The sequence below is a fragment of the Brevundimonas naejangsanensis genome (assembly GCF_000635915.2).
GTDB classification, from domain to species: domain Bacteria; phylum Pseudomonadota; class Alphaproteobacteria; order Caulobacterales; family Caulobacteraceae; genus Brevundimonas; species Brevundimonas sanguinis.
On the sequence record NZ_CP015614.1, the window covers coordinates 2,200,470 to 2,218,799 of the forward strand.

At 69.4% G+C, this 18,330-nt stretch carries 19 protein-coding genes and 1 tRNA gene; 5 read left to right on the forward strand and 15 right to left on the reverse strand.

All coding sequences use genetic code 11. The features are described from left to right. Window positions 1-51 precede the first annotated feature (51 nt). Window positions 52-1,719 (reverse strand): amidohydrolase, encoded by a 1,668-nt coding sequence (locus DA69_RS10515; RefSeq protein WP_025976178.1) that lies wholly within the window; start codon window positions 1,717-1,719, stop codon window positions 52-54. A 74-nt stretch (window positions 1,720-1,793) separates the two neighbouring features. Here DA69_RS10515 and DA69_RS10520 point away from each other — a divergent pair, with 74 nt between their 5' ends. Continuing rightward, window positions 1,794-2,225, forward strand: coding sequence for a DUF488 family protein (locus DA69_RS10520; protein ID WP_025976177.1), 432 nt, complete (start codon window positions 1,794-1,796; stop codon window positions 2,223-2,225). Window position 2,226: 1 nt separating this feature from the next. On the opposite strand, the gene DA69_RS10525 is transcribed toward DA69_RS10520, so the two are convergent. From DA69_RS10525 to hppD, 12 genes are all read right to left on the reverse strand, one after another. Then, complete coding sequence (locus DA69_RS10525) at window positions 2,227-4,191, reverse strand: M1 family metallopeptidase (protein ID WP_025976176.1); 1,965 nt, start codon at window positions 4,189-4,191, stop codon at window positions 2,227-2,229. Window positions 4,192-4,243: 52 nt separating this feature from the next. Next, window positions 4,244-5,503 carry a multidrug effflux MFS transporter gene (locus tag DA69_RS10530; protein WP_025976175.1) on the reverse strand — a complete coding sequence of 420 codons (1,260 nt, stop codon included), beginning with the start codon at window positions 5,501-5,503 and terminating at the stop codon, window positions 4,244-4,246. Between the two features lie 111 nt (window positions 5,504-5,614). Then, window positions 5,615-6,724 carry an HlyD family secretion protein gene (locus tag DA69_RS10535; RefSeq protein WP_029972280.1) on the reverse strand — a complete coding sequence of 370 codons (1,110 nt, stop codon included), beginning with the start codon at window positions 6,722-6,724 and terminating at the stop codon, window positions 5,615-5,617. Window positions 6,725-6,737: 13 nt separating this feature from the next. Beyond that, window positions 6,738-8,438 carry an MFS transporter gene (locus DA69_RS10540; RefSeq protein WP_025976173.1) on the reverse strand — a complete coding sequence of 567 codons (1,701 nt, stop codon included), beginning with the start codon at window positions 8,436-8,438 and terminating at the stop codon, window positions 6,738-6,740. Further along, window positions 8,435-8,995: a TetR family transcriptional regulator gene (locus tag DA69_RS10545; protein WP_025976172.1), complete on the reverse strand. Its 561-nt coding sequence runs from the start codon at window positions 8,993-8,995 to the stop codon at window positions 8,435-8,437. Before DA69_RS10545 ends, DA69_RS10540 begins: the two co-directional genes overlap by 4 nt. 138 nt (window positions 8,996-9,133) lie before the next feature. Beyond that, window positions 9,134-9,218 (reverse strand) — tRNA-Leu (locus DA69_RS10550). Between the two features lie 89 nt (window positions 9,219-9,307). Beyond that, window positions 9,308-10,315 carry a fumarylacetoacetate hydrolase family protein gene (locus DA69_RS10555; RefSeq protein ID WP_025976171.1) on the reverse strand — a complete coding sequence of 336 codons (1,008 nt, stop codon included), beginning with the start codon at window positions 10,313-10,315 and terminating at the stop codon, window positions 9,308-9,310. A 59-nt stretch (window positions 10,316-10,374) separates the two neighbouring features. Continuing rightward, window positions 10,375-10,674: a hypothetical protein gene (locus DA69_RS10560; RefSeq protein ID WP_025976170.1), complete on the reverse strand. Its 300-nt coding sequence runs from the start codon at window positions 10,672-10,674 to the stop codon at window positions 10,375-10,377. Next, entirely contained in the window at window positions 10,665-11,150 is a 486-nt protein-coding gene (locus DA69_RS10565; protein ID WP_025976169.1) for a methyltransferase family protein, read from the reverse strand. The genes DA69_RS10560 and DA69_RS10565 overlap by 10 nt, the downstream gene beginning before the upstream one ends. After that, complete coding sequence (locus DA69_RS10570) at window positions 11,147-12,232, reverse strand: isoaspartyl peptidase/L-asparaginase family protein (RefSeq protein ID WP_025976168.1); 1,086 nt, start codon at window positions 12,230-12,232, stop codon at window positions 11,147-11,149. The genes DA69_RS10565 and DA69_RS10570 overlap by 4 nt, the downstream gene beginning before the upstream one ends. Window positions 12,233-12,384: 152 nt before the next feature. Further along, on the reverse strand, window positions 12,385-12,570 hold the full coding sequence (locus DA69_RS10575; RefSeq protein ID WP_025976167.1) for a hypothetical protein: 186 nt from the start codon (window positions 12,568-12,570) through the stop codon (window positions 12,385-12,387). Beyond that, a complete protein-coding gene (gene hppD, locus DA69_RS10580) occupies window positions 12,571-13,656 on the reverse strand; it encodes a 4-hydroxyphenylpyruvate dioxygenase (protein WP_025976166.1) in 1,086 nt (361 codons plus the stop codon). Window positions 13,657-13,881: 225 nt separating this feature from the next. Between hppD and DA69_RS10585 the strand changes: the two genes are divergently transcribed. The 3 genes from DA69_RS10585 to DA69_RS10595 are packed head-to-tail and all read left to right on the forward strand — an operon-like array spanning window position 13,882 to window position 15,660. Then, window positions 13,882-14,463, forward strand: coding sequence for a YqaA family protein (locus DA69_RS10585; protein WP_025976165.1), 582 nt, complete (start codon window positions 13,882-13,884; stop codon window positions 14,461-14,463). A 55-nt stretch (window positions 14,464-14,518) separates the two neighbouring features. Next, window positions 14,519-15,058 (forward strand): disulfide bond formation protein B, encoded by a 540-nt coding sequence (locus DA69_RS10590; RefSeq protein WP_025976164.1) that lies wholly within the window; start codon window positions 14,519-14,521, stop codon window positions 15,056-15,058. Between the two features lie 11 nt (window positions 15,059-15,069). Continuing rightward, on the forward strand, window positions 15,070-15,660 hold the full coding sequence (locus DA69_RS10595; protein ID WP_025976163.1) for a demethoxyubiquinone hydroxylase family protein: 591 nt from the start codon (window positions 15,070-15,072) through the stop codon (window positions 15,658-15,660). A gap of 181 nt (window positions 15,661-15,841) precedes the next feature. Here DA69_RS10595 and DA69_RS10600 read toward each other — a convergent pair whose 3' ends face one another. After that, window positions 15,842-16,384, reverse strand: coding sequence for an FKBP-type peptidyl-prolyl cis-trans isomerase (locus DA69_RS10600; RefSeq protein ID WP_025976162.1), 543 nt, complete (start codon window positions 16,382-16,384; stop codon window positions 15,842-15,844). Continuing rightward, on the reverse strand, window positions 16,365-17,567 hold the full coding sequence (locus tag DA69_RS10605) for a threonine ammonia-lyase (protein WP_025976161.1): 1,203 nt from the start codon (window positions 17,565-17,567) through the stop codon (window positions 16,365-16,367). Before DA69_RS10605 ends, DA69_RS10600 begins: the two co-directional genes overlap by 20 nt. Before the next feature lie 151 nt (window positions 17,568-17,718). On the opposite strand from DA69_RS10605, the gene DA69_RS10610 reads away from it, so the two are divergent. Continuing rightward, entirely contained in the window at window positions 17,719-18,255 is a 537-nt protein-coding gene (locus DA69_RS10610) for a hypothetical protein (RefSeq protein ID WP_025976160.1), read from the forward strand. Window positions 18,256-18,330 lie beyond the last annotated feature (75 nt).

The following is an 18,330-nucleotide window of genomic DNA, read 5'->3' on the forward strand; positions in this document are numbered from 1 at the left end:
GCGGCCCCGCCCCGCAACGAGAAGGGCGGGATTCCGAACGATCAATCCCTCCTAGTCGGCCCGGTGGACGATCTGTCCGTCGACCACCGTCAGCACCGCGCGCCCCTTGGGAATGTCGGCGGCGGGGACGGTCATCAGGTCGATGTCGAAGGCGGTGAAGTCGCCGCGCTTGCCGACCTCGATCGTGCCCAGCTCATTCTCGCGGAAGCTGGCGTAGGCGGGCCACAGAGTGAACATCTTCAGCGCCGTCGCCCGGTCCACCGCCTCGTTCGGGCGCCAGTCCGGCCCCTGGAAGCCGTTCAGGTCGCGGCGCGCCACGGCGGCGTAGAACTCGATCAGCGGGTCGCCGCGCTCGACCGGCGCGTCCGAGCCGCCGACCACGATCACGCCGCGGTCGACGAGGGTGTGCCAGGCGTAGGCCCCGTCCAGCCGCGCGTCTCCCAGACGGTCTGCGGCGAAATGTAGGTCGCCGATCGCGTGGCTGGGCTGCATGGAGGCGATGATCGGCAGGTCGTTGAAATAGTGATAGTCGGCCGGCCGGATGATCTGGGCGTGCTCGATGCGCCAGCGCGGATCGGCCAGCTTCCACTCGGATTTGGGCGTCGAGCGCAGGGCCTCTTCATACCAGGCGGCGACGTCGTGGTTGCCCTGGTCGCCGATGGCGTGGGTGGCGATCTGAATGCCCGTCCGCAGCGCCTGCTGATACAGCGGCATGACCTCTTCGCGCGAGGCCAGCATCAGGCCGGACGTCTCGGGCCGGTCTGCATAGGGCTCGAACAGCTTGGCCCCGCGCGAGCCCAGGGCGCCGTCGGCGTAGAATTTGATCGCCCGGGTGATGACGCGCCCGTCGCCCGCATCGCGCGGCCCGCCCGCCATCAGGGCGCGCGCATCGCCCATGTCGATAGCGTTGTAGACCCGCAGCGGCGCCTCGCCCGCCTCGGCCATCGCCTCCAGAAGGGGCACGTCCTTCCACGGCGCGCTCATGAAGTGAACGCCGGTCCAGCCATAGCGGGCATAGACGCCGAAGCCGGCGCGATAGGCCTCGCGCGTCGCCGCCGGGTCGGCCTCGGGCGTCAGGCCTTCGAGCAGGGTCATGGCGCCGTCGACCAGCAGGCCGGTCGGCTGTCCGTCCGCGCCCTTGAGGATTTCTCCGCCCGACGGGGTCGGCGTCGTCGCATCGATCCCAGCCGCCGCCAGGGCCGCGCTGGAGACCGCCCGCGCATGACCGTCGGCCCGGCTCAGCAGCACGACCCGGCCGGGCGCGGCGGCGTCGAGGTCGGCCGCGGTCAGGAAGCGCTTCTCGGGCCAGTGGGTCTCGATCCAGCCGCGGCCGACGATGACGCCTTCGGGATGCGCCTCGGCCCAGGCCGTCAGGCGCGCCATGGCCTCGGCGAGCGAGGCCGCGCCTTCGAGGTTCAGCGTCATCTCGCGCCAGCCGATGCCGTCCAGGTGGGCGTGGCCGTCGGTGAAGCCGGGGAACAGCGTCGCGCCCTTCAGATCGACGACCTCCAGCCCCTCGGCGGACGGCGCGCCGTTCGCCGCGCCGACATAGGCGATGCGCCCGTCGCGCACGACCACGACCTCGGCCGTCGGCTGGGCCTCGACGCCGGTATGGATAGTCCCGCCCCGGATCAACAGGTTCTGAGCGTAGGCCGCAGGCGCGGCGGCCAGCACCAGCGCGGCCGCCAGCGGCAGGGTCGTCTTCAGGGTTCGGGTCATCAGCGCCTCCAGTCGCGGCCAAGGGAGCCGCAGCCGCGCTTGGCGTCAAGCCGCCGCCGTCGCATGATCGGCGCATGAAACTGTTCACCATCGGCTACGAAGGCTCGACGCAAGCCCAGGTTCTCGACCGGCTGAAGGCCGCCGGGGTCGAGCTCGTGGCCGACGTGCGCGCCGTCGCCTCGTCCCGCATCGCCGGCTTCTCCAAGACCGTGCTGGGCGAAAGCCTGAAGGCGGAAGGGCTCGACTATCTGCAGCTGCGCGCCCTGGGCACGCCCAAGGCCGGGCGCGACGCGGCGCGCAAGGGCGACGTCGCGACCATGCAGGCGATCTTCAACGCCCATATGCAGGAGCCCGACGCCGAGGCGGCCTTCCAGCAACTGCGCCATGTCGCGGGCGAAAAGCGCGTCGCCCTGCTGTGCTTCGAGGCGGACGCCTGCGGCTGCCACCGCGCCGTCCTCGCCGGCCGGCTGGCCCGCGAAGACGGCGTCGAGGTGGTGAACCTCTAGCTTACGGGCGGCCCACCACCTGATCGACCGAGTTGCTGGTCACCGGGTGATACAGCGGCCGGGCCTTGGCGTAGATGCGCGTGGCGATCGGCCGGCCCCAGTCGCCTTCGGCCCACAGGGTCTGGAACAGGGGCAGGACGAATTTGCGTCGGCCCTGGCTGGTCAGGAAGCGGTCAGCCACAGCCGCCGCCGGCTCGTAGCGGTTGGCCAGGGCCGCCTGCAGCCAGGCGAAGGTCAGTTCGGCGTTGCCCTCGCTGTCCAGCTTCAGCGTGCGTTCCAGATCGGCCAGTTGCGCCCCGGTCAGCCAGTCGGCCCCCGCCGCCAGCCCCTGCGGGCGCCACGACAGGAAGCGCAGGCGCTGCTGGGTGTTCCAGTCCTTCCACGGCACGGCCGAGGCCGGGCCCTTGGCGACGTAGAAGGCCTCGGCCGCCGCATCCACGGGCTCGAAGGCCCGCGACACCGGCGCCTGAACGTTGGACGGCAGGCCGGGATCATAGACCCAGGCGTTCAGCTGCAGCCTTTGCTCCAGGCCCGCGTCGCCCTTGATCAGATGCGTGCGGATGTCCTCAAGGAATCGCTCCGACGTCATCGGCCGCCAGGCGTTGCGCTCGAAGTAGCCGCGCAGCCAGGCGTCGAACCGCTCGCGCCCGGCGATCTGCTCGATGGTGCGCAGGAAGGCGGCGCCCTTGTCATAGGCGATGGTGTTCATGCCCTCGTCGGGATCGCGGCCCGCCAGTTCGAGATGCAGGCGGGTGTCGGCGGCGTGCAGCGTCTTCAACTCGTCCTGCAGCCCGTCCCAGGCCAGCACCTGTTCCTGAACGGCGGCGTCGCGACCGTAGACGGCCTCCATGATCCGGTTCTCGAAATAGGAGGTGAAGCCTTCGTTCAGCCAGAAGTCGTCCCAGGTGGCGTTGGTCACCAGATTGCCCGACCAGGAGTGCGCCAGTTCGTGCGCCACCAGCGACACCAGCGAGCGATCCCCGGCGATGATGGTCGGCGTGGCGAAGGTCAGGCGCGGGTTCTCCATGCCGCCGAAGGGGAAGCTGGGCGGCAGGACCAGCAGGTCGTAGCGACCCCAGCGATAGGGGCCGTAAAGCGCCTCGGCCGCATCGACCATCTGGGCGGTCGGCTGAAGCTCATGCGCCGAGGCCTGAAGCTGGCTGGGCTCGGCCCAGACGCCGGTGCGGGCGTCGAAGGGGGCGAAGGCCAGGTCGCCGACCGCGACGGCGATCAGATAGGGCGGGATGGGGTTGTCCAGCTTGAAGCGCCAGGCCTTGGTCCCGGCGCCGGCCGCCTCGCCGTTCGGCGTCAGTTGCTCAGCGGCCATGACCACGGTCAGGTCGGCCGGGGCGGTGATCCGCGCGCTGTACGACTGACGAATCCCCGGGCTGTCCTGGGTCGGGATCCAGGTGCGGGTCAGGATCGCCTGGCCCTGACTGAACAGATAGGGTTTCTGGCCGCCCGCCGTCTGCTGCGGGCTGAGCCACTGCAAGGCCGAGGCGTCGGGGCGGGTGGAATAGGCGACGACGATCTTCTGCGTCTCGCCGCCGCGGAAGGCGGGAAAGCGCACGCTGAGCGGCTGACCCTTGATCGGATCTGCGGCGCCCATGCTCCAGTCCAGCGGACGGCCGGCGGCGTCGGTCACGGCCTTGATGTCCAGCATCTTGGCGTCCAGCACCACCTCGGTCGCGCCGGGACGGCCGGTCACGTCCAGCGTCGCCTTGCCCGACAGGGTCTTGGCGGCGAAGTCGGCAGCCAGGTCCAGGTCGACGTGCGTCACCCGCGCCTCGGCCGGCCGCGCGTAGGAGTGGGCGTCGTTGACGTAATCGCTCGGGGGGACCGACGCGGCGGGAACCAGAGGCGTCATCGGCACGGCGTCTCCGGTCGTGGCGCAGGCGCCCAGGGATGTGGCGAGGGCGGCGGCTATAGCGAGGGCGGAAACCCGCCCGACCAGCTTCAGGGTCATCGAACGCTCCGTATTCAGATGCGCCCGAAGAGGCTCCCTCGCGGCCGAAAGATCAAGTCTCGGCGACAACCGGCGGCAGATGGCGGGCTTTGAACAGCCGCCCCTGCTCGGCCGCCAGAACCAGCGCCAGAGCCGCCACGCCCAGCAGGGCGAAGCCGACCGTCATCGGCACCGTCGTGCCGTCGAACTGCTGGCCGATGGCGAAGCCCAGCAGGGCGCCGCCGATGGAGGAGATGAAGCCCTGGGCCGAAGAGGCCGTGCCGGCGATATGGCCCATCGGCTCCATGGCCATGGCGCCGAAGTTGCCGGCGATGAAGCCGAAGCAGAACATCTTGCAGGCCTGCATGGCGGCGAACATCCACAGGCTGTCATGGCCCAGCCAGGCGATCACGGCGTGCAGGACGCTGAAGCCGATGAAGCCGATCAGGGCGGCGTGGGCGATCAGGCGCGAGCCCAGCTTCTCGACCAGACGCGCGTTCAGGATCGAGGCCACAGCGATGCCCGCTGCCACCAGGGCGAAGACCACCGGGAACAGGCCGGGCGCCTTGAACACGTCGAAGAATATCTGCTGCGAGGAGTTGATGAAGCCGAACAGCGCCCCGCTGATGACGGTCATGGCCAGGGTGTAGCCCATGCCCTGACGGTGGGTGAAGGCGAAGCGGAAGGCGGCGGCGATCCGGCTGACGTCGATCGGCATCCGGTCTTCGGGATGCAGCGTCTCGGGCAGACGCAGGCCCGCCCAAATCAGGAAGGCCCCGCCCGACAGGGCGAAGACGCCGAAGATCCAAGGCCAGGGCGCCACCAGCATGACCAGCTGCCCCATCGCGGGCGCGATGATCGGCACGCCCAGAAAGACCAGGAAGCTGAGCGACATGACGCGCGCCATCGTCCGTCCGACATAGCGGTCGCGCACAATGGACACGGCCAGCACCCGCGTCGCCGCCGCGCCGATCCCCATGCCGATCCGCGACAGGATCAGCATGTCGAACGTATGGGCGAAGGCCGCCAGAATGCTGAAGACGACATAGACGCCGATGCCCGCGAACAGGGCCGGTCGCCGTCCATAACGGTCCGACAGCGGCCCATAGAACAGCTGAGCTACGCCGAAACCGAGCAGATAGGCGGTGATCACCCACTGGCGGCTGTTCTCATTGGTCACGCCCAGATCCTCGCCGATGTGGGGCAAGGCCGGCAGCATGGCGTCGATCGCCAAAGCGTTCAGCGCCATCATCACGGCGATCAGGCAGACGAATTCAGCGAAGCCCGGCCCCTTGGACGGAGTCTTGATCGCGGGAGAAGGGGCGCTGGTCATCGGCTCCAGATGCGGCCTGCGTCAGGCTGACGCAACCCCGGACCGGCGAAGTTTTCCGCACTGCAACAAAAAGTCAGGCGCTCCCTTTGCGCCGGATCTAACGCCCGCCGCCTAGGCCTTCACCTTGATCCGGGCCGTCACCGACATGCCGGGCGACAGGCGCTCGACGCCCTCCTGCCCCGGATCGACGGCGATGCGGACGGGGATGCGCTGGGCCACCTTGGTGAAATTGCCGGTGGCGTTGTCGGGGCGGATGACGCTGAACTCGGAGCCGGTCGCGGGCGAGATGCGCTCGACCTTGCCGGTCAGGACGCGACCGCCCAGGGCGTCGACGGTGATCTCGACAGGCTGGCCGACGCGCACGTCGCGCATCTGCGTCTCCTTCATATTGGCCGTGACCCAGACCACGTCGGGGACCAGCGCCATGAACTGCGTCCCGACCGCCGCCTGCTGGCCCTGACGCACGGTCACCTCGCCCAGCCGTCCGTCGCGCGGCGCGGTGATGCGCGTATTGTCCAGATCTATCTGCGCCAGACGCACCTGGGCGCGGGCGTTCTCGACGGCGGCCTCCAGCGAGCCTTTGCCGACCACGGCCGAGGTGACGCCGGTCTGGGCCACCTCCTCGGCGGCGCGGGCCTGCGCCAGCTGGGCCTCGGCGGCGCGCAGGGCGTTCTGGGCCGTGTCAACCTGCGCCTGGGCGACCCAGCCGCCCTCGAACAGGGTTCGGACCCGTGTCGCATCAGCGCGCGCCTTGGTCACGGCCGACTGGGCGGCGGCGATGGCGGCGCGCGTCTGGGCCACCGATCCGCGCGCCGAGGCCTGGCTCTGGGCCGAGTTGGCCAGCGCCGCCTCGGCCGCGTGCAGGGAGGCCTGCGCCTGCTCCAGCCGCTGCCGATAGATGCGATCGTCGATGGTCGCCAGAAGCTGCCCCTGCTTCACCGTCTGGAAGTCCTGCACCTCGACCGAGGTCACATAGCCGCTGACCTGGGGGCTGATGATGGTCACCTGACCGCGCACATAGGCGTTGTCCGTCGTCTGCGGCCCGCCCGAGAAGGGCGGCAGGCGCCAGGCGTGCAGGATCAGGCCGATCCCCACCAGCGCCATGGCGATCAGGGCCACGCTCCACATCACGCGACGACCGTTGGACGGCGGCGGCGCGGCGGGCGCAGGGGGCGCAGGAGGCGCGGCGGGAGCGGACGGCGAAGGGGCGGGGTCGGTCATGGTCTTGTCCGGTTCAATCGACGGCCGCCGCGACGGAGGCGGCGGCGTCGGAGGCTTGCGTCTGGGCCTGGCGGGCGGCGCGGCGCGCCTCCAGCCTGGGCCGATAGTGGTTCAGGGCGACCCAGGCGGCGCCGATCGCGGCGGCCCCCGAGATCAGCAGGAAGACGTCGTTGTAGGCCAGCACCTGGGCCTGCTGGCTGACCTGCTGCTGCAGCAGGCGCAGGGCCGCGCCCTGACGCTGGGCCGCGTCGCCGATGACGTGGGCGTAGGCGCCGCCCAACTGCTGCAGGCGCAGCACGGTCTCGGGATCGCCCAGGCCGATGCTCTCGGACAGTTGGCTGGAGTGAAACTTCTCGCGCAGGGTCTGGATCGTGCCGACCAGGGCCGAGCCCATCAGTCCGCCGACGTTCTGGCCGATCGAGAACAGGACAATGAAGCTGACCATGTTCTTGCCCCCGCCCTGCAGCACCTGGCCGAAGCCCAGGATCATCGTCGGGCCGATGAAGAAGGCGGCGGCGAAGGCCAGAAGCGCCTGGCTGAAGTAGAGCTGGGTCGGGCGCGTCAGCACGGTGGCGTGGCTGTCGATGAAGGCGCCGACGGCGATCATGACCAGGGCGATCGAGATCGGCTTCCACAGCTTCATCGGATTGAGGGTGAAGGCGCTGACCAGGGTCCCGGCCGCCGTGGCGACCAGCATGACCAGGAACAGGCCCTGCATCTGCTGCGGGACCACCCCCATCTGTTGCAGGAAGCCGACCGCGCCGGTGGTCTGTTCCGACAGGACGATCCGCACCAGCAGGATGGCCAGCAGCAGCCGCACCAGATCGCGGCCCGCCAGCCATTTGAGGTCGATCAGCGGGTTGGTCCGGTTGTATTCGATCAGGGCGGCGGCGGTCAGCAGCAGGATCGCTCCGACCAGGGCCCAGCCGATCCACGCCGCCTCGGTCCACCAGACGATGCGCCCCAGCCCCAGCACCGCCGTCAGCAGGGCCACGCCCGGCGCGAACAGGGCGAAGGTGACGAAGTCCAGTTTCTCAAACACGCGCACACGCTGCGACGGCGGCATCTTGAGGGCGAAGACGGCGGGCAGTGCGACCAGCACCAACCCCAGCTCGAACATGTAGAACGCCCGCCACTGATCCAGATCCAGCAGGCGCATGACGCCCAGCCGCGCCAGCGGAATGGCCAGACTGGACAGGCCGACGCCGATGATGATGCCCTTCAGCCGGTGCTGCGCTGGAAAGGCTTGGATGATGTAGAGGATGCCGAGGGTCGACATCCCCGCCGCCGCCATCCCGGCCACGCCGCGCACGACCAGGGTCGAGCCGAAATCCTCCAGGAACAGATGCGCCGCCGCCGTGGCCAGGAACACGACCAGGATGATCTCGGTGAACAGGCGCAGGCCGTACTGCATCCGGAACTTGACCAGCAGCAGGTTCATGCAGGCGTTGGTCATGACGAACACCACGGGCAGCCAGGCCGCCTCGGTCATGGTCACCCCCAGCGCCCCGGCCAGCTGCGGCAGGTCGGCCGTCACGGCCGCGTTGCCCAGACTGCCGGTCAGGGCCACCAGCACCCCGACGAAGGCGTAGGCCAGCCGCCAGGGCGTCGTGTGATCCGGCGTCGCGGGCGAACCGGGCAGGACCGGACGCTCGTGCGGCTTCAGGGTGGCGAGGTAATCCTCCCACGGCAGGTCCCAGTGACGGCGGCTCATGCGGCCTCGCCGCGCGGCCGCACCGCGTCCAGCACCAGGGCCAGGGACCGCAGGCTGAGCGCCTCGCGCGCCTTCGCCGGCGCCGTCCGCGACGGGGCGCCCAGCATCAGGGCCAGGACGCGGATATCCTCGACGCTCAGATCCGGCCGCACCCGCCCCGCCGCCTGGGACACGGCCAGGGCCTCGGCGCCGGCGGCCTTTAAACCCTGACGGATCGGGGCCAGAGCCTCGTCCTTCAGATCGCGGATCGCGCTGGACAGGCCCGCGCTGTCCAGCATCAGCCGGGTCATCTGCTCCAGGAACCAGATGAAGACGTCCGGATCGTCCAGCCGCGCGCGGGTGCGCCCGGCCAGGTCGTCGATCTGCTTCAGGAAAACCGCCAGGGCCAGCTCGGAGCGGTCGGCGAAGTTTCGATACAGGGTCGCACGCCCGACGCCCGCCTGCTCGGCGATCAGGTGCAGCGGCGCATCCAGCCCGTCGCGCGCAAAGGCGGCCTGCGCCGCCTGAAGCAGCTTCTCACGACGTTCTGCGGCGTCTTGTCGCAACGGACGAGTCATGGCGCGCTAAGTGGACACGGGTGTCCGGTTGTTCAAGGGCTGTCTTGCCTTGAATGCGCAAGTCGCGCGCAAGCTGCGCCGCGAACGCCTTTGCGACGGAACATTTGGATATTGTCTGGAAGCCGGCTCAGGGGCCGGTGGTGCCGGTGGTCGGACTCGAACCGACACTCCTTGCGGAACCGGATTTTGAGTCCGGCGCGTCTACCAATTCCACCACACCGGCACGGCCTGGCTCAAGGCGGCGCAATCTAGCGACGGCTGAGGTCGCGTCAATCGATGAAGCGCAGCCGTCGCCAGTTTTTATCGGGTTGCTCAGGCCGGCTCGACCGTCTGCTCGATGGCGCCGAAGACGGTGCGGTTCTTGTCGTCCAGCATTTCAATGCGGACGGTGTCGCCGTGCTTGAGGAAGGGCGTCTTGGCGGCGCCGGTCTGGATGGTCTCGACGGTGCGGATCTCGGCGATGCAGCTGTAGCCCAGACCGCCTTCGGACACCGGCTTGCCGGGGCCGCCGTCGGCGTCCTTGTTCGACACCGTGCCCGAGCCGATGACGGTTCCGGCGCCCAGAGCGCGGGTCTTGGCCAGGTGGGCGATCAGGGTGCCGAAGTCGAAGGTCATGTCGACGCCCGCGTCGGCGCGGCCGAAGTCCTGGCCGTTGACCTGGACCAGCAGGGCGCCGGACAGCTTGCCGTCCTTCCAGCGGTCGCCCAGCGCATCCGGCGTGACGAAGACCGGCGACAGGGCGCTGGCCGGCTTGGACTGGACGAAGCCGAAGCCCTTGGCCAGTTCGCCGGGGATCAGGTTGCGCAAGCTGACGTCGTTGACCAGGCCCACCAGGCGGATCGAGGCCAGGGCCTCTTCGCGCGTGGCGCCCAGGGCTACGTCGCCGGTCACGACCACGATCTCGGCCTCCAGGTCGCAGCCCCAGGCCTCGTCCTTCAGCGGGATGGCGTCGCGCGGCGACAGGAAGCCGTCGGAGCCGCCCTGATACATCAGCGGATCGGTCCAGAAGCTCTCAGGCATCTCGGCGCCGCGGGCTTTGCGCACCAGTTCCACGTGGTTCACATAGGCCGAGCCGTCGGCCCACTGATAGGCGCGCGGGAGGGGGGCGGCGGCCTCGTGCTCGCGGAAACGGCCGCGCGGCACGGCTTCATGCTCCAGGCTTTCGGCCAGGGCGCGCAGCAGCGGCTCGCACCGCTCCCAGTCGTCCAGCGCCGCCTGCAGGGTCGGCGCGATCAGGAAGGCGTCCGTGAACCAGTTCAGGTCATTCGAGACGACGACGAGGCGGCCGTCACGGCCGTGCTTGAGCGAGGCGAGTTTCATGAGCTGAAGCTAATCCGAAGCAGGGGCGGAGGGAAGTCTGCGCGAGGGCGGCAGGCGCGTCAGACGGTCTGGACGCCCGGCGGGCTGATGACGGCGCGCGCTTCGGCGCCGGTGCGCTTGGCCGGGTCGCGCACCTCGACCTCGATGATGATGGCGCCGACGGGGTCATGCGCCCACAGATAGCGACGCTCGACCTCGACCTCGCGGCCGGACGGGGCCATCCCCTCATAGGTGTCGCCCCAGGGGGTGATCGCCTTCATCTCGACCCAGCGCAGGGCGCAGGCGGCGTCCAGCTCCTCTATGGCCATTTCCGACAGTTCGTCGGCGTGGGGTTCGGGCGTTTCAGGGCTTACAGCCATCGACGGACCTTCTGGCGATAGGCCTCGTACTCGGGGCCGAAACGGGCGGACAGATAGCGCTCCTCGCGGGCGATGACGAAGCGGTCGACCACGATCAGGCAGGGGATCAGCAGGCCCAGGGCGATCGGACTGTCCATGGCGACCGCCAGCCCCAGATAGGTGATGGCGAACCCCAGATAGATCGGGTTGCGGCTAAAACGGTAGAGGCCGCCGGTGGCCAGCACCGTCGTCGGCTTCCACGGCTCGGGCGGGGTGCCGAGGCGGCGGAAATAGCCCGCCGCCGCCCCGTCCAGCAGCAGGCCGCCCAAGATCAATACGAGGGCGAGGCCGCGCCGAACCTCTGTCGCCAGACCGAGCGACGGCTCGCCCAGCCACTGGCCCACCCCCCAGCCGCCGAGCAGGAAGGCGAAATAGATGGCGGGCGGCGGCACGACGACGCCCGAATGATCGCCCCTGCCCGGCTTCGTGGGCGTCAACGCGCGGCTTCTTCGTCGCCGTAGATGGCGACGCGCGCGGGCGAGGTCGAGGACACCGCGCCGCGATACATGCCCGAGGTGTTCATCGAGAAGGCGTGGACGCCGTCCTTGCCCATGACGATGACGCCGCCGTCGCCGCCGATCGAGCCGACCTCGGCGATCTCGGCGTCGGCCGCCTGTTGCACGGAGGCGCCCGTGGCGGTGCGCGCACAGATGTCGCGGGCCACGGTGGCGCGGATGAAGTATTCGCCCGAGCCCGTCGCCGAGACGGCGCAGCCGTCGGCGTTGGAGGCGTAGGTCCCGGCGCCGATGACCGGCACGTCGCCGACCCGGCCCCAGCGCTTGGCCGTCATGCCGCCGGTCGAGGTGGCGGCGGCCAGGCGGCCCTGGCTGTCCCTCGCCACGGCGCCGACCGTGCCGAACTTGCGCTCGTCCAGCGGGGCTTCATGCAGGTTGAAGGCCAGGGGCGCGGCCGGGCCTAGGCGGGCCGGTTCGGCCGGCGCGCCTTCCGGGCGCGGCGGCAGGGGCTGGCCGGCGTCGCGCAGGGCCTTCAGCAGGGCCTGCCAGCGGCTTTCGGTGAAGAAGAAGCCGGGGCCGACCTCTTCCAGACCCGCCGAGCGGGCGAAGGTCTCGGCGCCCTCGCCGATCAGCATGACGTGGGGCGACTTCTCCATCACCGCGCGGGCGGCGGCGATGGGGTGGCGCGTGCGGGTCAGGCCCGCGACGGACCCGGCGTTCAGGTCCGTGCCGTCCATGACGGCGGCGTCCAGTTCGTTCTTGCCCGCCGAGGTGAAGACGGCGCCGCGCCCGGCGTTGAACAGGGGATTGTCCTCCATCACCTCGACGGCGGCCTGAACCGCGTCCAGCGAGGAGCCGCCGCGCGCCAGCACGGCCGAGCCCGCGTCCAGCGCCGCCTGCAGTCCGGCGCGATAGGCCGCGTCGCGCTCAGGGCTCAGCTGGGCGCGCTCGATCACGCCCGCGCCGCCGTGGATGGCCAGCGACCAGGTCGGCGCCTCCTGAGCGAGGGCCGGCGCGGCCAGAACGGCGGCGGCCGCAGCAGCGGCGAAGGCGATGGACTTCATTTCAGGCTCCCCAGTGTGTTTCTCCTCCCCATTGCATGTGGAGGTGGATCGGACGCGTAGCGGACGACATGGAGGGGCTGCTTGGTTCCGCTGAAGAGACCCCTCCACCGCTTCGCGGTCCCCCTCCCCATTCCATGGGGAGGAGAGCAAGGCTAGCGTTTCTGATGCAGGCGTCGCCAGACGCGATAGGCCAGGATCGGAGCGAAGCCGCAGACGAGGGCGGCGATCAGGACCATCCAGAACCCGCCGCCCAGCCAGTATTCGCCCGCGAGCGCCCCGGCGCCGGCCGCCAGAAGCGGGCCGAGCCAGGGCAGCCAGTGCGGCGGCCGGAACCGCATTCAGGCGTCGACCTTGATGACGCCGCGACGGATCTGGTCCAGCTCGATCGAATCGAACAGGGCCTGGAAGTTGCCGTTGCCGAAGCCTTCATTGCCCTTGCGCTGGATGATCTCGAAGAAGATCGGGCCGAAGGTGTCCTGGGTAAAGATCTGCAACAGCAGGCCTTCCTCGTCCGAACCGTCGATCAGGATGCGGTTCTTGCGCATCCGCTCCACGTCCTCGCCGTGGCCCGGCAGGCGTTTGTCGATCAGCTCGAAATAGGTCTCGATGGTGTCTTGGAACTCGACGCCGCGCGCGCGCATGGCCTCGACCGTCTCGAAGATGTTCTCGGTCGTCAGGGCGATGTGCTGGATGCCTTCGCCGTTGTAGCGACGGATGAATTCCTCGATCTGGGAGTTCTCGTCCTGGCTCTCGTTCAGCGGGATGCGGATGGCGCGGTCGGGCGCGATCATGGCCTGGGAGAACAGGCCGGTCGCCTTGCCCTTGATGTCGAAATACTTCTGCTCCTCGAAGTTGAACACCGAGTTGTAGAAGCCCGACCAGGTGCGCATCTCGCCACGACGGACGTTGTGGGTCAGGTGGTCCAGGATCTCCAGACCGACGCTGTTCTTGCGCTCGGCCTCTTCCCAGCCCTCGATCTCGTCCCAGGCGTCATAGAGGGAGCCGGCCTCGCCATACTGGTCGATGACGTAGAGCAGGCTGCCGCCGATGCCCTGCAGCACATAGGGGTAGTCGTGCGCCAGCGCCCCGCCGTGCACGCCCTCGGCGGCGCGGGCGCCGCGCGCCAGCGCGCCCTCGTAGGCCGCCTTGGCGTCGGCGACGCGGAAGGCCATGCCGTTGGCCGAGGGGCCGTGATCCTTGGCGAAGTCCGCCGCCTGTCCGGCGGGGGTGCGATGGACCAGCATGGTGATGTCGCCCTGCTTCAGGCGCACCACGTCGTTGGCCGGGTTCACATGGGTCGGGGTGAAGCCCATCAGCTCCAGACGCGAAATCATCGCCTCGGGCTCGGGGCCGGTGAATTCGACGAACTCGAAGCCGTCGACGCCGAGGGGGTTTTCCTGGTCGAGTTTGGCGGCGTCCTGCATGACGCGTCTCCTCTCTCTTATGGTTTGGCGCGGCCGGGACCGTGATGGCGCGGCCGCTGATTGGGGCGGAACCTACTGGCGGGGCGGCATGGGGCGCAAGGCGGGTTTCAGCGGAAAGGGCGCACGTTCCGGTGTCGCAGCCGCGCCCTGACCTCTCGCCCGCATCGGCGCAGCCTGCTATCGGGCGGGATGACAAGAGGCGGGGGCCTCGATCAGGACGCCTGAATGCTGCGCAAGCTCTACGACTGGGTCTTCTCTCTGGCCCGCCATCGTCACGCCACCCGGTCGCTGGCCGTCGTCTCCTTCGCCGAGAGCTCCTTCTTCCCGATTCCGCCGGACGTGATGCTGGCGCCGATGGTGCTGGCCAAGCCCGAGCGCGGCTATTTCTATGCGGCGGTCTGCACCATCGCCTCGGTGCTGGGCGGCCTTTTGGGTTACGCCATCGGCTATTTTCTGGAGCCGGTCGGCCTGCAGATGCTGGCCTGGCTGGGCAAGGCCGACACCTTCGAGACCTCCAAGGCCCTGTTCCAGCAGCACGGCGCCTGGGTCATCCTGATCAAGGGGCTGACGCCCATCCCCTTCAAGCTGATCACCATCGCCTCGGGCATTTTCCAGTTCAATCTGGCGCTGTTCATCGCCCTGTGCGTCGTGACGCGCGGCGCCCGCTTCTTCCTGGTGGCCTTCGTGCTCAAGCGCTGGGGGCCGCCGATGCTGGCGATCGTGGAAAAGCGGCTGGCCCTGTTCACCGTGCTGTTCCTGGTGCTGCTGATCGGCGCCTTCTTTATGGTCAAGCTTATCGGACACTGATCGACGCCGCCCCCGGCACGGTTTATGAGAGGCGCCCGGTTCCTGTGAGGCGCAGATGAGCGCGATCTACAAATTGCTGACCCGCTGGTGGACGGCCTTCGCCCTGGCCGCCGCCCTGGCCATGCTGGGCGCCGCCCATGCGTTCGAGCGGTTCGGCGGACTGCCGCCGTGCAGCCTGTGCCTGAAGCAGCGCGAGGTCTATTGGGCCGCCGTCGCCATCGCCGGGGCCGCCACCTTCTGGGCCCTGTTCAGCCGGGCCAGCCGGGGCACGCCGCGCATCGCCTCCTTCCTGCTGGCCGTCGTCTTCCTGACGGGAGCGATCACGGCGGGTTATCACGCCGGGGGCGAGCTGAAGTGGTGGAGCCTGCCCGCGACCTGCATGGCCGCGCCTTCGACCTCGATCGACCTGTCGGCGCTGACAGCGCTGATCGACGGGACGGGCGGCGGGACGGCCTTCGTTTCCTGCGGCGACGCGCCGTGGAGTTTTGCGGGCCTGTCGATGGCGGGCTGGAACTTTGTCATCTCCCTGGCGCTGGCTATCATCAGCCTGCTGGCGGCGAAACGTCCCAAGGACGCGCGCGCGCCCAAGAGCTAAGAAGGGGCGTCATGACCCAATCCGCTGAAGACATCGCCGCCGCCCGCCGCATTCCCCTGCCGCGCCCCGGCGTCGGTCAGGACAAGGCGCGCCTGGCCGAAATCCTGCGCGTCGATCATGCGGGCGAGTTCGCCGCGGTCCACATCTACCGCGCCCAGCGCGCCGTGCTGGAAGGCCGCAAGGGCAAGGACGCCATCGCCGCCGACCTGACCGAGATGGAAGGGCACGAGGCCGTCCACCTGGCCCGCTTCGAGGCGCTGCTGACCGAAAACCGGGTGCGCCCGACGGCCATGATCCCGCTGTGGAAGCTGGCGGCCACGGCGCTGGGCGCCGGCACCGCCCTGATTTCGGAGAAGGCCGCCCACGCCTGCACCGAGGCGGTCGAGAGCGTCATCGAGAAACACTACGCCGACCAGATCGAGGAGGTCCGCGAGCGCGACCCCGAACTGGCCGCCGAACTGACCAAGTTCCGCGAAGAGGAACTGGCCCACCACGACCACGCCATCGAGCACGGCAGCCGCGAAGCGCCCGCCTATCGCCTGCTCAGCAGCGTCATCAAGGTCGGCTGCAAGGCCGCCATCAAGATCAGCGAACGCATCTAGAGCCCTTCTCCCCTTGAGGGAGAAGGTGGCTCGCGCAGCGAGACGGATGAGGGGTGTCGACGCGACATTCAGCAAGGATGCGGCGACGGCGTGATCAAACCTTTAGGCCGCCGCGATGACACCCCTCATCCGAGCGCCTTGCGGCGCCCACCTTCTCCCCCAAGGGGAGAAGGAAGACGCTTTACCCCATCGCCTGGCCGACGCCTCGGCCGCCGCCGGGCACGGGGGCCACGTCCAGCAGCTTGAGGCGGAACACCAGCACGGCGTTGCCGGGGATCATCGGCGGGCCGCCCATCTCGCCGTAGCCCAGCTCGGGCGGCAGGAAGAGGATCCACTCGTCGCCCGGTTTCATCATCTGCAGGGCCTCGGTCCAGCCGGGCACCACGCCTTCGGGCGAGAAGACCGCCGGGGCGCCGCGCTTGAACGAGCTGTCGAACACCGTGCCGTCCGTCAGCGTGCCCTCATAGTCGACCTTGACCAGGTCGTTGCGGTCGGGACTGACGCCGCCCGCCGGACCGGAGGCCACGACCTTGTACTGCAGGCCGGACGGCAGGGTCTTCACCCCCTCTTCGGAGGCGTTCTGCTTCATGAAGGCGGCGGATTCGGCGGCGTTCTTGGCCAGGTCCTCGGGCGCGGCGGCCGGGCGGCCGCAGGCGGCCAGAGCCAAAAGGGCGGTCGCGGCGAGGGCGGCGACGGCGGGGCGTTTAGCCCATGCGAAGTTCATAACCCTGGTCCTTCAAGGCGGCGCCGATTTCCTCGGCATGACGGGCGTCGCGGGTCTCGACCATGATGTCGAACTCGGCGCCCTTGGCGGGCACGTCCAGCGCCAGCCGGTTGTGCACGACGTCGATGATGTTGCCGCCCAGACCGCCGATCACGGCGGCCATGGCCGACAGCATGCCGGGGCGGTCGTCGCCCAGGATGCGATAGACGATCAGGCGTTTCTCGCGGACCATTTCGCGGTTCAGCACCACGGCCAGCATGCGCGCGTCGATATTGCCGCCGGTCAGTTCGACGCCGATCTTCATGCCCTTGAAGCGCTCGGGATTGGCCAGGATGGCGGCCAGGCCGCCCGCCCCGGCGCCCTCGGCCACCGTCTTCTCCAGCGTCGCCAGCAGGGCCACGCCCTTTTCGAAATCCGCCTCCTCGCAGACGAAGACCTCGTCGATCAGGCTGTCGGCCAGGGCGAAGGGGATTTCGCCCACGGCCTTGATGGCGATGCCCTCGGCGATGGTCTGGCCGCTGCATTTGGCGGGCTCGCCGCGACGCCGCGCGGTGAAGGACGGATACCGGGCCGCCTCGACGCCGAAGATCTTGATGTCCGGCCTGATGGCCTTGGCCGCGATGGCGCTGCCGGCGATCAGACCGCCGCCGCCGATGGGGATGATCAGGGCGTCCAGATCGGGCGCGTCCTCGACGAACTCTAGGCCGCAGACCCCCTGCCCCGCCACGATGCCTTCATCGTCGAAGGCCGAGACGAAGACGTAGCCGTGCTCGGCCTGGAGCCGCTTGGCCTCCTCGGTCGAGGCCGAGAAGTCGAGGCCGTGGATGACCACATTGGCGCCATGGGCGCGGGTGCCGTCCACCTTCACGAAGGGAGTGCCCTCGGGCATGACGATGGTCACCGGCACGCCGAGGCGGCCGCCGTGGTAGGCCAGAGCCTGGGCGTGGTTGCCCGCCGAGGCGGCGACGACGCCGCGCTTCTTCTCGTCCGGCGTCAGCTGCATCAGCCGGTTCAGGGCGCCGCGCTCCTTGAAGCTGCCGGTGAAGTGCAGATTGTCGAACTTGATCCAGATTTCGGCGCCGGTCAGTTGCGATAAGCGGCGGGAATAACGAACGGGCGTGCGGTCGACCTGGCCGGCGATGCGTTTTTGCGCCTCGCGGATGTCGTCGATGGTGACGGTCATGAAGTCCCTAGAACACTGTGGCCGGCCTCTGTCGTCCGGTCTGCTGCGCCTCTTGTGGAACAGGCTGCGGCGGCGGGCAACCTTGACTCACCCGTGCGACGGGGCTCATGCCGGAACACGCCTGATCGAGCAAAGCCGGAGCCGACCCACGATGACCGACCGCCCCTCGAACGCGCGCCGCCCGCGCCGCATCGCCCTCGCCGCCGTCGCCCTCGCCGGCCTGACGCTGGCCGCCTGCGCCACCACGCCGATGGGCGGCGGGACCAGCGGCCCGGCCGTGTTCACGGCCGACGATTTCGCCTGGTCCGCCCGCGCCGGCCAAGGCTCGATCAACGGCCGCGTCGAATTCATTCAGGACGGCCGCGCCTTCCAGTGCGTCGGCAATGTCGGCCTCATCCCCGACACCCCCTACACCCGCGCCCGCATGCAGCGCCTGTACGGATCGACCGATCGCGCCGCCGTGCCGGCCGCCGTGGTGCGCGCCCGTTCCGCCGGCGAACAGGGCGCGGACTATCGGTCGTTCGAGCGCGCGGAAGCCTGCACCGACAACGGGTTCCGCTTCACCGGCCTGCCCGACGGCGGCTGGTTCCTGATCTCCCCGGTCAAGGCGGGAGACGAGATCGTGGTGGTGATGCGACGGGTCCAGACCCGCGGCGGGCGCGCGATCAACGTCAACCTTGGCCATTGACAACGCAGGCGAATTACAAAATCAGACCGGCGTTCGCCATCCTTTGGCCTTATCGGGCCGCTCTCTGACTCGTCC

What these genes read in the sequence shown, in the direction of transcription:
- DA69_RS10515 (WP_025976178.1), bottom strand. Translation starts at nt 1,719, where the DNA reads ATGACCCGAACCCTGAAGACGACCCTGCCGCTGGCGGCCGCGCTGGTG.
- DA69_RS10520 (WP_025976177.1), top strand. Translation starts at nt 1,794, where the DNA reads ATGAAACTGTTCACCATCGGCTACGAAGGCTCGACGCAAGCCCAGGTT.
- DA69_RS10525 (WP_025976176.1), bottom strand. Translation starts at nt 4,191, where the DNA reads ATGACCCTGAAGCTGGTCGGGCGGGTTTCCGCCCTCGCTATAGCCGCC.
- DA69_RS10530 (WP_025976175.1), bottom strand. Translation starts at nt 5,503, where the DNA reads ATGACCAGCGCCCCTTCTCCCGCGATCAAGACTCCGTCCAAGGGGCCG.
- DA69_RS10535 (WP_029972280.1), bottom strand. Translation starts at nt 6,724, where the DNA reads ATGACCGACCCCGCCCCTTCGCCGTCCGCTCCCGCCGCGCCTCCTGCG.
- DA69_RS10540 (WP_025976173.1), bottom strand. Translation starts at nt 8,438, where the DNA reads ATGAGCCGCCGTCACTGGGACCTGCCGTGGGAGGATTACCTCGCCACC.
- DA69_RS10545 (WP_025976172.1), bottom strand. Translation starts at nt 8,995, where the DNA reads ATGACTCGTCCGTTGCGACAAGACGCCGCAGAACGTCGTGAGAAGCTG.
- DA69_RS10555 (WP_025976171.1), bottom strand. Translation starts at nt 10,315, where the DNA reads ATGAAACTCGCCTCGCTCAAGCACGGCCGTGACGGCCGCCTCGTCGTC.
- DA69_RS10560 (WP_025976170.1), bottom strand. Translation starts at nt 10,674, where the DNA reads ATGGCTGTAAGCCCTGAAACGCCCGAACCCCACGCCGACGAACTGTCG.
- DA69_RS10570 (WP_025976168.1), bottom strand. Translation starts at nt 12,232, where the DNA reads ATGAAGTCCATCGCCTTCGCCGCTGCTGCGGCCGCCGCCGTTCTGGCC.
- DA69_RS10575 (WP_025976167.1), bottom strand. Translation starts at nt 12,570, where the DNA reads ATGCGGTTCCGGCCGCCGCACTGGCTGCCCTGGCTCGGCCCGCTTCTG.
- hppD (WP_025976166.1), bottom strand. Translation starts at nt 13,656, where the DNA reads ATGCAGGACGCCGCCAAACTCGACCAGGAAAACCCCCTCGGCGTCGAC.
- DA69_RS10585 (WP_025976165.1), top strand. Translation starts at nt 13,882, where the DNA reads ATGCTGCGCAAGCTCTACGACTGGGTCTTCTCTCTGGCCCGCCATCGT.
- DA69_RS10590 (WP_025976164.1), top strand. Translation starts at nt 14,519, where the DNA reads ATGAGCGCGATCTACAAATTGCTGACCCGCTGGTGGACGGCCTTCGCC.
- DA69_RS10595 (WP_025976163.1), top strand. Translation starts at nt 15,070, where the DNA reads ATGACCCAATCCGCTGAAGACATCGCCGCCGCCCGCCGCATTCCCCTG.
- DA69_RS10600 (WP_025976162.1), bottom strand. Translation starts at nt 16,384, where the DNA reads ATGAACTTCGCATGGGCTAAACGCCCCGCCGTCGCCGCCCTCGCCGCG.
- DA69_RS10605 (WP_025976161.1), bottom strand. Translation starts at nt 17,567, where the DNA reads ATGACCGTCACCATCGACGACATCCGCGAGGCGCAAAAACGCATCGCC.
- DA69_RS10610 (WP_025976160.1), top strand. Translation starts at nt 17,719, where the DNA reads ATGACCGACCGCCCCTCGAACGCGCGCCGCCCGCGCCGCATCGCCCTC.